This window comes from Nocardia sp. NPDC050412 (genome assembly GCF_044458825.1).
In the GTDB taxonomy this organism is placed as follows: domain Bacteria; phylum Actinomycetota; class Actinomycetes; order Mycobacteriales; family Mycobacteriaceae; genus Nocardia.
Genome location: NZ_JBITIJ010000003.1, coordinates 715,638 through 726,919, shown reverse-complemented (window position 1 = coordinate 726,919; position 11,282 = coordinate 715,638). Strand labels below are relative to the sequence as shown.

The following is an 11,282-nucleotide window of genomic DNA, read 5'->3' as shown; positions in this document are numbered from 1 at the left end:
CTCACAGGTCCAATACCAATCGCCCACCCCGCGCACGCGAGACGCAAACGAGCATCTCCCCCGCCTCGTGATCGGCGGCGCTGAGCACGCTCTCGCGATGCTCCGGTTCACCGGAGAGCACCCGCACCTTGCAGGTCCGGCAGAAGCCCTGGCGACATGAATACGGCCGATCCGGGCGAGTCCGCAGAATCGTCTCCAGTGCCGACTTATCGGCGGGCACCTCGACAACTTCACCGGTGGAGGCGAATTCGAGCTCGAATGGCATACCGTCGACGATGGGTGGCGGCGAAAATCGCTCGGAATGCAGTTCGACGCCGGGCATTTCGCGCACCGCATCGGCGATGACAATCGTCATTGGAACCGGGCCGCAGCAGTACACGGCGGTATCGCAGGTGATCCCTGCGAGCAGCGTTGCGGCATCGGGCAATCCGTGTGCGTCATCGGTGCGCACGGTGACCCGATCGCCGAATCCCGCGATCTCGTCGAGAAACGGAAGAGTGTCGCGAGTGCGCCCGGTGTACACCATCGACCAGTCGATGCCGAGCCGCATCGCCAAGCGCGCCATCGGCAGAATTGGCGTGATCCCGATCCCGCCTGCGATGAAATGCAATCGGGCGGCGGGTGATCCGTGTCCGGGAACCGCGAACGGGAACGCATTGCGCGGACCGCGAACCACAATGCGCGATCCGACCGGCAGCTCGTCGTGCACTTCCACCGAACCACCGCCGCCGTCCGGAATCCGGCGCACCGCAATCCGATACGCCCGGGTATCGGCCGGATCACCACACAGCGAATACTGCCGCAACCGCCCCGACGGCAACTCCAGATCGAGATGCGCACCCGGTCGCCACGGCGGAAGTTCGCGCGCATCCGGCGATTCCAGCCGCAGGCTCACTACATCCTGGTCGTGCGCCTCGATGCGTCGACCGGTCACCACCAGCGTCAGCCGATGGTCGTCGGCGCGCGGAGACAGATCGCGGCGGTTGATGATCGTGGTCCACCGCAGCCGCGCCGAGGCGACCGTATCGAGAACCCGGACCGCCCGATCCTGGTCGCGCTTACCGAACAGGTCGGCTGGCCGCTGCTCGGGCATCGGTCGCCAGTTCAAGACGCAACCGCCTGGGCTGCGGGCGATTTGGCCAGATACGCTACCGCCTGCGCAGTCGAACCGACGGCCTGCGGATTGTAGCCGGGCTTGAACGTCGTCAGCGCACTCCACAGCAGTGAGGGCACACCGGGCAGCGCACCGCGCCACATCGAACCGAAAACCCGCGTGAGCAGGCGCGGATAACCGAGGTCGGGCAGCGCGGGATCCTGGTGCACCATGAACTTGGTGCCGCGCACCACCAGCGTGATGAAGATCGGGAAGACGATCGTCATGATGGCCGCCCGCCGCACATAACCCGCGCCGAAGTAGACGGCCACATCGTGTGCGACGTGCCGGTGCTCGACCTCTTCGGCGCCGTGCCAGCGGAACAGGTCGGCCACGCGCGGGTCGGCACCGAACTTTTCCAGATCGGCATTGAGCACCCAATCGCCGAGGTAGGCGAAGAAATGTTCCAGGCAGGCGATGATTGCCAGTCGCTCCACCATGACCTGCCGCTGCGCGACACCAATGACATCCTTGGGTCCGAGTGACTTGCGGAACAGGTATTCCGCCTGCCGCACGTACGGTTGCGGATCGACGCCGTTGGCGGCGAGCACCTCGTGCAGCACCTTGTCATGTGTCTCGGCGTGCATGGATTCCTGACCGATGAAGCCGAGCATGGCCTCGCGCAGTTTCTCGTCCTTGACGTAGGGCAGCGCCTCGGAATAAGCGGCGCAGAACATGCGCTCGCCCTCGGGCAGCAACAGGTTCAACGCATTGATCAGATGCGAGGCGATGGGTTCGGCGGGCATCCAATGCAAGGGAGTATCCGCCCAGTCGAACCGCACATTGCGTGCGTGGAGGGCGACCTCACCGGGATCGACGTCCACCCGCCGATGTGCCCTACGAAGTAGCTTCATCGATACTCCTTGATCTCACCGCCGCGTCTCAGCCATGCCGCGACATTGCGCACCTTCCTTCATGGCTGTAGCAATCATCATACACGTATATGAAACCCTCGGTTACACACATGCGCGGCCAGCGCCCATTGCACTGGAAAGCCCGCTTGACAATAGATCGCTCCACTGTGACCGAGATCCCCGCGATCAGGCAGTAAACTAGAACACGTTCTAGTAGGCTTTGGCTATGGAGCGACTAACCGGATTGGATGCCAGCTTCCTGTACCTCGAGACCGGGACCCAGCACCTGCATGTATGTGCACTGCTGATCCTGGATCCCACCGCAGGGGGCGCGCAGTACACCTTCGAAGAATTCAAAGCAGAACTCGGCCGCAGGCTGCCGCTGATCCCACAGATGCGACGGCGGATCCACGAGGTGCCGTTCAATCTCGACCATCCGGTCTGGGTGGAAGACCCGGATTTCGATCTGGACCATCACGTCCGACGCATCGAAACGCCGCGCCCATTGGAACGCCGGGAACTCGCGGACCTGGTCGGCGAGATCGCCAGTGTGCCGATGGATCGCAGCCGTCCGCTGTGGGAGATGAGCGTGGTGGAGAGTCTCACCGACGACAAAGTGGCGGTGATCTGCAAGTACCACCACGCCGTCGTGGACGGCATCACCGGCACCAACATGATGATGCATCTGTGCGATCTGGAACCCGGGATGAGCGAGCCCGAACCGGCCGAGGACTGGCACCCCGAACCCCAGCCCAGCGACGTGAGGCTGGCGGCGGAGGCGGTGCTCAACCTGCCGAACAAGCTCGGCCTGGTCGGCATGCTGCCGAAAACCCTTGGCATGCTCGCCGGTTTCGCGCAGCGACGCCGAAATAATCAGGCGGGCATGGCCTTACCGTTGACCGCACCACGCACCCCGTTCAACGGCGCGATCAGTCCGGATCGGGTGGTGGCCTGCGCCGAGACCGAGCTCGACGCGATCAAGGAGATCAAGACCGCCTTCGATGTGAAGGTCAACGATGTCGTCCTCACCATCGTGGCGGGCGTGCTGCGCACCTATCTCGACAAGCACGACGAACTGCCCGACAAATCCCTGATCGCCTCGGTGCCGGTGTCGGTGCACGACACCTCCCGCCACACCGCGGGCATCAATAAGGTCTCCTCGCTGTTCTCCCAGCTCGGCACCGACATCGCCGACCCAGTGGAACGCCTGCGGCAGGTGGCCGAGGCCAACCGCGACGCCAAACAAGAACATGAATTCGTCGGCGCGGATTTCCTGATGGACTGGTCGAAGTACGCTCCGCCGAATACCTTTCAGTTGGCCGCGCGCGTCTACTCGTCGCTGAAACTGGCCGAGCTTCATCCGGTGGTGCACAACCTGGTGGTGTCGAATGTGCCGGGCCCGCCGATGCCGTTGTATTTCCTCGGTCATCGAGTCGAGGGCATGTATCCGTTCGGACCGGTTTTCCACGGCGCGGGACTGACCGTCACCGCGCTGTCCAACAACGGTGATCTGGACTTCGGATTCATCGCCTGCCGGGAACTGGTGCCCGATCTGCAGGCGATCGCCGATGCGGTCCCCGGCGTTGTCGATGAATTGCTGACCGCGGCACGCGATCTGGGCTAATGTCCACCGCTACCCTGTTCGCCATCGCCGCCGGACAGGGCCGCATTCGAAGTTTCTTGCTGCCGTGCGGCAACGGCGGCGCATGCCTCCAGCAGTACCGGCACGAAGCGGTCGGCCTCGAGCACGCAGGATGCGTGACCGGCCTTGACCAGATGAATGCTCGCACCGGGAATCATGGTCGCCATCTCCAATTGCCGATAGACCGGAATCGCACGATCCCGCGTCGTGATCACGACGGCGGTCGGCATCCGCAGCGTGGAAAGCCAACCGGTCGCATCGAATCGGCCGACCTCCGCGATGACTTGCGCCATGACCCAGCCACTGCTACTGCGAAATTCGGTGAGCGCCCAGCGATTCAGCTTTCCCGGAGCCCAGGTGTACTCCGGCAATTCGGGTAACCGACCCACATACTCCGCGGCACGACGGTACGAATAGGGGCCGATGACTCCGGCCAACGCACCGAAGGTCAGGTGAAAAGCGCGCTCGCGCAACTTCTCCTGGAACCGATACGGCGTCGCGCACAGCACCAGGCCGCTCACACGATCCGAATGCCGGTGTGCGGCAAGCAATGCCACGACACCGCCGAGGGAGTATCCGGCCAGGATCGCCCGCTCGATGCCGAGCGCGTCCGCCACCGCGACGACATCGTCGGCACAGTCGCGCACCGAGAACCGCTCCGATCGGATGCCGCGGCCGTGCCAGCGCTGATCGAACACGATCACCCGGTAACGCTCGGCCAGCGCAGCGAGGGCGGGGAACCATGTCAGGTAGCCCGTGCAGGCGGTGGCATGCAGCAGGATCAGGGTCGGTGCGCCCTCAGGGCCCGCAATATCGACAACGTAGGTGCGCCCACGCCCCGGCAGCTCGACGAGCCGCCCGCCGGGCACCTCTGCGATATCGGGCACCCCGGCACGCCGGGAGAATCGCCGCATGGCGACCACCGCGGGATTCGGATTCGTCATCGTCGGCCTCCTCGCGGTGTTACTAGAACACGTTCTACAACGATAATGCCATAGGGGACCGTTCAGGCGCGGGCGCGGACGATGTATTCGGCGATGCAGGCGGACTTAGCGCCACCCTCGCGTTCGATGGTCGCCTGGTCGACGATCTACCGGCCGCCGGGAACCTCGTCGACGCTCACGATCCGGGCGGCGGCCACAGACGCGGGAACCGCCGGGCACGGGCGCGGGGAAGCACACCTTGTTCTGACCGTAGTTGATGCGCGCCGAGGCGTCCTCGAGGGTGATCAGCTCGGCCATCAGCGGCGGAAGCAGCGAGTGGGGTAGCCATGCACGATCGTGATGCCGTACGGGCCGGCGGCACGCTCGGCATCGATGTGGATCCACTGCCGACCCTCGGTTGGCTCGGCGGAGGCGTCGATGCGGGCCTGGGGGCCTCGATCCAGCGGCTCACGCCGAGAGCTGTGCCCGCTACGGTGCGCAGCGATCCCATGCCGAAGACGGCGGTTCACTCATAGACCGCACAGTAGTGCCGAGTTCCACTGGCCGATACCAGGCGAGATTCGATCGACAATTATCTGTAACGTGTTTCAGTAGTCGACGGGATCGAGAGGAGGCCGCGATGGGGCGGTTGACCGGCAAGGTGGCACTGATCAGCGGCGGGGCGCGGGGCATGGGCGCCGCGCACGGGCGGGCACTGGCGGCCGAGGACGCGCGGGTGGTGCTCGGCGACATCCTCGACGAGGAGGGCGCGGCACTGGCCGAGGAAATCGGCGACAATGCCGCGTATGTCCACCTCGACGTGCGCGAAAAGCAGCAGTGGCAGGATGCGGTCGCCGAGGCCGTGCAGCGCTTCGGTTCGCTGAATGTCCTGGTGAACAATGCCGGGATCGTCAATGGCAATCTGCTCGTCGACTTCGAATTGTCCGAGTGGCAAAGGATCATCGATATCAATCTCACCGGCACCTTCCTCGGCATGCAGGCCGCCACACTCGCGATGATCGAGGCAGGCGGCGGTTCGGTCATCAATATTTCCTCGGTCGAGGGCATGCGCGGCAGCCCCGGCCTGCACGGGTACACCGCCACCAAATTCGCGGTCCGCGGACTCACCAAATCGACCGCACTCGAGTTGGCGCAGTACGGAATTCGGGTGAATTCGATTCATCCCGGGCTGATCCGGACCCCGATGACCGACGGTATTCCGGAGGATTTCCTGCAGATCCCGCTGGGGCGCGCGGCCGATCCGTCCGAGGTGTCGGCACTGGTGACCTATCTGGCCAGCGATGAATCGTCCTATTCGACAGGCGCTGAATTCGTCATCGACGGTGGCCTGACCGTGGGAGTTCCGCACAAGACGTTCTCCTGATCGATACTGCGTGCCGGGCAGGGCGCATGAGCGCGCGGCCGACCGTCGTCGACGGCCAATAGTCGCCACCCGTACGGCGGCTGCTCGGCACGGATCAGTCGATATCCGGCACGGGCGGCCCGAGGAAACGCACTGCGTAGCAATCGCATCCGGATGCGGTGTTCACCATGGTCTCCCCCACAGTCTGTGGCGGCGTGCGGAATCGGGATGGATACGTCCGGCCGCCACCAGCGCGTCGAACGCGGCGTGCTTGCGGGCGCAGTCGTGGTCGCGGTGCAGTTGCATCGCGAGATGGGCGTCGGCCAGGGTGAACGGTTGGTCGGGCGGGCCGCATGTCCATGCCTTCGGCCATTCGATCGGACGTAGGCGGCAGCGCCCCGCGGCGGGCCGGTGGCGGCGCGGCCGGTCGACCGGCCACACGCAGGCCACCCCGACCATCGCGAACGCGCCGCCCCCGATGACCGCGAGCACGCTATGCACCACTTGCCACGCGCCCATGGTTGTTCACCGCCCACGATCCTCGTGCGGATGAGTCGGCGGTAGCGCTAGCTGTGTGAGCCCATCGAGGACCTGCTGGAACATCTGGAGTCCGGGCGTACCGATGGGCAGGCAGCGCTCGATGGTCTCGGCCGGGAAATCGATGCCGCGCCGGTGGGCGCGCTCGCGCGGGCTCAACGCCTGCGGCGCGATCCGGCCATGCCGCACGAGTGTGTAGTAGGCCGCCCACTTCCACGCGCAACGCTCGATCCGGCACGCGCGGTGTCGCCGCATCTGCTGGTGCGCCAACTGCACCTCAGCGCGGCCGCAGATGGTGGGCGGGGTGAGGATCGTGTCGTCGGTCATCACGCCGCACCCGGTTCGACGCCGGGCCTGGAGCGCATCCAGATACCTTGCGGGCATACGGTTTCCAGATCGAAACCCGCGTCACAGACCGATGCGGGCCGACAGCCGACATGCTCGAGGTCGAAGACAACGATCACCTCGACCTCGAGACCGGCCGCCATCGCGAGTGCATATCCGATCGGATCGTCGATATCGTCCGGTGGTCTAACGGTGTAGACGTACTGATAGCCGCGCATGTTCGCATGCCGCTGTATATCGGCGGCGTGGCGTGGCGCATCCGGACCGGACACGTCATCGCGGACGAACCCGATGGCCTTCGGCTTGGCGCTGGTGGCGGTTTGCGTATGTGTCATGGCTCCCCCGGAACCTGGTCGGTGGGCTGGGTGTCGGGCGTCCGGCGACAACGATCGCGGTATTCGCTCGCGGGAACTTCGAGCCGCGAGGCGGACAGCTGAAGTTGTTGTGGTTGCGGCGGATTGGCGCTGTTCTCGGGGCGCCAACCTGCGGTGTCATCCGAACGTCGGGGCCAAGCACACCACGAACGCTATGCTTAGAGGAGCTATCTGGGACTCCCAAACATAGTCGTCCCAAATCCCCAGGACGTATCCCGAATCAGACCGACAATGCGTGCCACATTCGAGTCGCGAACGTCCCAGATCTGCAGGAGGTGCAAGAACTTTGACCAGCGAAGATAATCCTTCGACCCTGCCCCGGCGACAGCTTGGACGCTTCCTTCGCGAAACCCGCGAGGGGCAAGGGCTATCCATCGACAAGGCCGCGAGGCTGGCCGAGCTGAGCAAGAGCGGGCTACACCGCATCGAAACCGCGCAAGTGGCGAAGGTCAAGGTTCGCGAGATCCGAGCTCTGTGCGAAACGTACGGGGTCCCACAGGGCGAAACCAGCCGCGTGCTCAAACTCGCTGAGCAGGCGCAGGTAAAGAGTTGGCACACGGCGTTCGACGGCCTCTACACCGATTCCACATTCAACATGTACCTCGGGCTCGAAGCCGCTGCGCGCCAGCTGATTGCCTACCATGAGATCGTCCCGGGGCTGTTACAGACAGCCGACTACGCGCGTGCGCTGATCAGCTCTTTCTACCGCGACAGCAGCCCGGAAGATATCGACCGCCGCGTAGAGCTGCGACTGAAACGGCAGGCCATCCTCACCCGCAAGTCCGACCCAGTGAAACTCGAACTGTTACTTCACGAATCAGCTCTACACCGCGTCGTCGGCAACCCTCGCATCATGGCCGCTCAGCTGCGACACCTAGCCGAAATCGGCAAACTGCCGAACGTCTCGATTCGGATCCACCCGTTCACGAGCGGGTGCATGCAGGGAGTGTTGCACGGCCCGTTCATGATCCTCGACTTCGGCACCGATACCAAAGGCCAGACCGTGGAGCCACCGCTGGTCTATTTCGAAGGTGCCGGTAAGGCTGACCTTTACCTCGAGAATGTCGACGATGTACAGCGTTATGCTGAGCTTGCTACAGCCATCCGGACTGCATGCCTGGATGAAACGAGATCGCGTGACCTGCTCAGGCGGGCAGCAAGGAGTTATGCAGCGTGAATACCGACCTGTCCAGGGCGAACTGGTTCAAGAGCAGCCACAGCAGCGGTCAAACCGAATGCGTCGAGGTCGCGTGGCTCGATGAGGGCGGCGTCGGCGTTCGTGACTCGAAGAACCCGACCGGCCCGGCGCTGATCTTCACGCCCGGCGAATGGGATGCCTTCACAGCTGGCGTCACCGACGGTGAGTTCAACCTCCCTGCCTGAGCCGGGCAAAACCGAACACCACAAAGCGGCCCCGCACGACGAAACCATGACGTCGACGCGGGGCCGTTGCTGTTGTTTTGGCGGAAGGCCTTCCCGCACAACAGATTCAGTAGCATGCGAGTAGCGAACACCGCCGAGCCGAGGTCACGCTTCAGCACGTGTTGGCAACTCCCAGCGACCTGCCCGATGGCGTCACACCTCTGCGGCCACGACAGTACGCCCAGGTTGGTGAATGGTCCCCGAAAGTCCATCCGGAGATCACACTCCCATATCCGTTCCCGATCGCACTCAGTTGGGCAGACCTCGAATACTGATCCCGACGTTACGTTGCCGGTCGCTCGGCGCGAGACCCGGACCATCAAGGTCGACAGTGATGTTCGAGCTGAGCACTCTCTGCTCGTTCTGCCAGAAACTGATCTCGGAATCCCCCACCGATGTTTCGGGCCCGAGGGCGACGACATCGGGCGGAGATCGCGTCCTCGTTGAAGAAGGCACAGGGATCGACTGCCTGATCTTCTCGGCAATCTCGAGCTTCCACCGATCGTCGGCAGACACCATGCCCCCGAATGTGTTGGCGCTGCACTCGTCGGAATCGGCTCAGACGCCAGACTGCGCCTGCGAAGCTCCCACAGCGCCGCCACCAATAGTGCAGGCACACAACGTCATACGAACCCCATAACCCTTCCCGCAGGTCCCGGGGCAACTAAACGGCACACGAACAAGCGGTAGGACCCGGCGAGCACGCCTCTGCCGCCGACCGCAGCGGCGATGCTCTTGCGCGTGGCGGCGTCCGCTGCCGCGTTGAACGGCTTGTTGCCAACATTTCGATGTTACGGAAGTCATATCTCAGGACTCGCGCGGTAATCTAATATGAGATTCGTATGATACGATTCTCAAAGAGATGGGAATGTCATGATTGTTGTCACCGGGGCCAGCGGAGCAGTCGGCCGTCCGCTCGTCGAACTGATTGCCGCGCAGGGGGTTCGAGTACGAGCTATCACCCGGTCGCCCGAAAATGCCGCGCTGCCCGCGGGTGTCGAGGTGGTGGCCGGGGATCCCGCCTGGCCGGACACGCTTGCCGATGCTCTCGGCGGTGCGTCCGCGGCATTCCTGCATCCACGCGCCGTCGGCGACGCGGCCTTCGAGTTCGCGGAACTGGCTGCTAAGTGTGGCGTGCGCCGGCTTGTCGCCCTCTCGGCCATCAATATCGACGACCCGCTCGACGCACAGCCGTCCCGCTTCCGCGGCGATCGGAACAGGGAGGCCGAGCAGGCGGTGGTCGACAGCGGTCTGGAGTGGGTGAGCCTGCGCGCCAGCAGCTTTGCGAACAATGTCGTGCAGAGCGGCTGGAATGCTCAGATTCGCGCGGGTGATGTGGTGCGCGGACCCTACGCCGGATTCGCCGAGAGTCCGCTACACGAAGGCGATATCGCGGCGGTCGCGGCGCATGCCTTCCTGACCGATGATCTGCTGGGGCAACGAGTGGAATTGACCGGACCCCAATCACTTACCCATGCGGATATGGTTCGGATCATCGGCGAGGTCATCGGCAGGCCGTTGCGCTACGAAGAAGTCCCCGCCCCCGTGGTGCGGCAGGGTATGGTGGCGCGCGGCTTTCCGGAGGATTTCGTCGACTCCTTGCTGGCCCGCTACGCCGATGGCGTCGGCCAGCCCGCACCCGTAACCAACGATGTCGAGAAAATCCTCGGTCGCACAAGAACTTTCGCCGACTGGGCCGCCGATAACGCTGCCGCCTTCCAGAATTGAGTGCCAGCCATGCGCACAATCGCCCATTTTGCGGCCCAGATATTCAGCGGTATCTTCGCCGGATTCCTGATCGCCGTCCTCGTCCTCGAACTATCTATGCGTGATGCCAGCGCCGCCGTCTATACCCAGGTCCGGCAGATCGAACTGGAATGGCTCGACGTCCTCGCCACCGTCACCCTGCTACCCGCTCTGATCGCCACGGCCCTCATCATCGCGATTCGTTTCCGCGACCGAGGCTCGCCCCGTTGGCTCCCGATCACCGCGTTCGCGCTGCTCGCGGGCGTGTTGATCCTGACGATTATCGTCAACCTGCCGATCAATGCCGACCAACGCGACTGGATCGTCACCACACCACCCGACGACTGGGCGACCATCCGTGACCATTGGCAGCTCTCGCATGCGGTGCGCACAGTAGCCGCCACTCTCGCCTTCGCAGCCTTGAGCGCAGCGGCACCGTCAGCTCGGAAACTCCCAGCACCGATAACATCAGAATCGGAGACCGCGATCCGGCTCCAGCGCCGGGCAGCAGGTGATCGCCGAGGTCGCTCGATTGCACAGCTGCACTCGGATCAGCGGATCACGCAACCTTAGCCGCGTTGGTTCATCAAAGTACTCTCCAGAGTTGTTGTCGCCGTGTGGAATCGGCGCCGATTCCACACGGCGGCCGCCAGCGCATCGAAAGCCGGATGCTTGCGCTCACAGTCGTGATCGCGGTGCAGTTGCATCGTGAGATGGGCATCGGCGGGGGTGAATGGTTCGGCGGGACCGGCGCGCCGTGCACCATTTGCCATGCGCCCATTGGTGTCTCACCGCCGATTATCATTGCCCGGGGACGTCGGCAGCGGTGCTAGCGGTGACCTGCACGCGAGGTGAATGGGATGCCTTACGGATGGCACCACGGATGGACAGTTCAGCCTCACTGCAGTTCAGCCTCACTGCTT

15 protein-coding genes are annotated in these 11,282 nt (G+C 64.0%); 7 read left to right on the top strand and 8 right to left on the bottom strand.

Annotation, left to right across the window (positions count from 1 at the left end):
* Nucleotide 1: 1 nt before the first annotated feature.
* Together ACIBI6_RS11295 and ACIBI6_RS11290 are read right to left on the bottom strand one after the other, a co-directional pair.
* Complete coding sequence (locus tag ACIBI6_RS11295) at nt 2-1,093, bottom strand: PDR/VanB family oxidoreductase (protein ID WP_396955936.1); 1,092 nt, start codon at nt 1,091-1,093, stop codon at nt 2-4.
* An 11-nt stretch (nt 1,094-1,104) separates the two neighbouring features.
* Nucleotides 1,105-2,007 (bottom strand): metal-dependent hydrolase, encoded by a 903-nt coding sequence (locus ACIBI6_RS11290; RefSeq protein ID WP_396955935.1) that lies wholly within the window; start codon nt 2,005-2,007, stop codon nt 1,105-1,107.
* A gap of 226 nt (nt 2,008-2,233) precedes the next feature.
* On the opposite strand from ACIBI6_RS11290, the gene ACIBI6_RS11285 reads away from it, so the two are divergent.
* Nucleotides 2,234-3,631, top strand: coding sequence for a wax ester/triacylglycerol synthase family O-acyltransferase (locus tag ACIBI6_RS11285; RefSeq protein ID WP_364339601.1), 1,398 nt, complete (start codon nt 2,234-2,236; stop codon nt 3,629-3,631).
* On the opposite strand, the gene ACIBI6_RS11280 is transcribed toward ACIBI6_RS11285, so the two are convergent.
* Complete coding sequence (locus ACIBI6_RS11280; RefSeq protein ID WP_396955934.1) at nt 3,628-4,593, bottom strand: alpha/beta fold hydrolase; 966 nt, start codon at nt 4,591-4,593, stop codon at nt 3,628-3,630. The genes ACIBI6_RS11285 and ACIBI6_RS11280 overlap by 4 nt on opposite strands.
* A 326-nt stretch (nt 4,594-4,919) precedes the next feature.
* On the opposite strand from ACIBI6_RS11280, the gene ACIBI6_RS11275 reads away from it, so the two are divergent.
* Together ACIBI6_RS11275 and ACIBI6_RS11270 are read left to right on the top strand one after the other, a co-directional pair.
* A complete protein-coding gene (locus ACIBI6_RS11275; RefSeq protein ID WP_396955933.1) occupies nt 4,920-5,108 on the top strand; it encodes a hypothetical protein in 189 nt (62 codons plus the stop codon).
* A gap of 104 nt (nt 5,109-5,212) precedes the next feature.
* On the top strand, nt 5,213-5,956 hold the full coding sequence (locus tag ACIBI6_RS11270) for a glucose 1-dehydrogenase (protein WP_396955932.1): 744 nt from the start codon (nt 5,213-5,215) through the stop codon (nt 5,954-5,956).
* A 162-nt stretch (nt 5,957-6,118) separates the two neighbouring features.
* Here ACIBI6_RS11270 and ACIBI6_RS11265 read toward each other — a convergent pair whose 3' ends face one another.
* The 3 genes from ACIBI6_RS11265 to ACIBI6_RS11255 are packed head-to-tail and all read right to left on the bottom strand — an operon-like array spanning nt 6,119 to nt 7,152.
* Nucleotides 6,119-6,454: a hypothetical protein gene (locus tag ACIBI6_RS11265; RefSeq protein WP_364339593.1), complete on the bottom strand. Its 336-nt coding sequence runs from the start codon at nt 6,452-6,454 to the stop codon at nt 6,119-6,121.
* A gap of 6 nt (nt 6,455-6,460) precedes the next feature.
* Nucleotides 6,461-6,799 carry a hypothetical protein gene (locus ACIBI6_RS11260; protein ID WP_396955931.1) on the bottom strand — a complete coding sequence of 113 codons (339 nt, stop codon included), beginning with the start codon at nt 6,797-6,799 and terminating at the stop codon, nt 6,461-6,463.
* Nucleotides 6,799-7,152 carry a hypothetical protein gene (locus ACIBI6_RS11255; RefSeq protein WP_396955930.1) on the bottom strand — a complete coding sequence of 118 codons (354 nt, stop codon included), beginning with the start codon at nt 7,150-7,152 and terminating at the stop codon, nt 6,799-6,801. The genes ACIBI6_RS11260 and ACIBI6_RS11255 overlap by 1 nt, the downstream gene beginning before the upstream one ends.
* A 325-nt stretch (nt 7,153-7,477) precedes the next feature.
* On the opposite strand from ACIBI6_RS11255, the gene ACIBI6_RS11250 reads away from it, so the two are divergent.
* Nucleotides 7,478-8,368 carry a helix-turn-helix domain-containing protein gene (locus ACIBI6_RS11250; RefSeq protein WP_396955929.1) on the top strand — a complete coding sequence of 297 codons (891 nt, stop codon included), beginning with the start codon at nt 7,478-7,480 and terminating at the stop codon, nt 8,366-8,368.
* The gene (locus tag ACIBI6_RS11245; RefSeq protein WP_396955928.1) at nt 8,365-8,574 is read left to right on the top strand and encodes a DUF397 domain-containing protein; all 210 of its coding nucleotides are present in this window, start codon (nt 8,365-8,367) and stop codon (nt 8,572-8,574) included. The genes ACIBI6_RS11250 and ACIBI6_RS11245 overlap by 4 nt, the downstream gene beginning before the upstream one ends.
* A 288-nt stretch (nt 8,575-8,862) precedes the next feature.
* On the opposite strand, the gene ACIBI6_RS11240 is transcribed toward ACIBI6_RS11245, so the two are convergent.
* Nucleotides 8,863-9,132 carry a hypothetical protein gene (locus ACIBI6_RS11240; RefSeq protein WP_396955927.1) on the bottom strand — a complete coding sequence of 90 codons (270 nt, stop codon included), beginning with the start codon at nt 9,130-9,132 and terminating at the stop codon, nt 8,863-8,865.
* 354 nt (nt 9,133-9,486) lie between these two features.
* Between ACIBI6_RS11240 and ACIBI6_RS11235 the strand changes: the two genes are divergently transcribed.
* A complete protein-coding gene (locus ACIBI6_RS11235) occupies nt 9,487-10,341 on the top strand; it encodes an NAD(P)H-binding protein (RefSeq protein WP_396955926.1) in 855 nt (284 codons plus the stop codon).
* Nucleotides 10,342-10,350: 9 nt separating this feature from the next.
* Complete coding sequence (locus tag ACIBI6_RS11230; protein ID WP_396955925.1) at nt 10,351-10,932, top strand: DUF1772 domain-containing protein; 582 nt, start codon at nt 10,351-10,353, stop codon at nt 10,930-10,932.
* On the opposite strand, the gene ACIBI6_RS11225 is transcribed toward ACIBI6_RS11230, so the two are convergent.
* Nucleotides 10,929-11,132, bottom strand: a complete 204-nt coding sequence (locus ACIBI6_RS11225) for a hypothetical protein (protein WP_364339578.1) — start codon at nt 11,130-11,132, stop codon at nt 10,929-10,931. The two genes, ACIBI6_RS11230 and ACIBI6_RS11225, sit on opposite strands and share 4 nt — an antisense overlap.
* Nucleotides 11,133-11,282 lie beyond the last annotated feature (150 nt).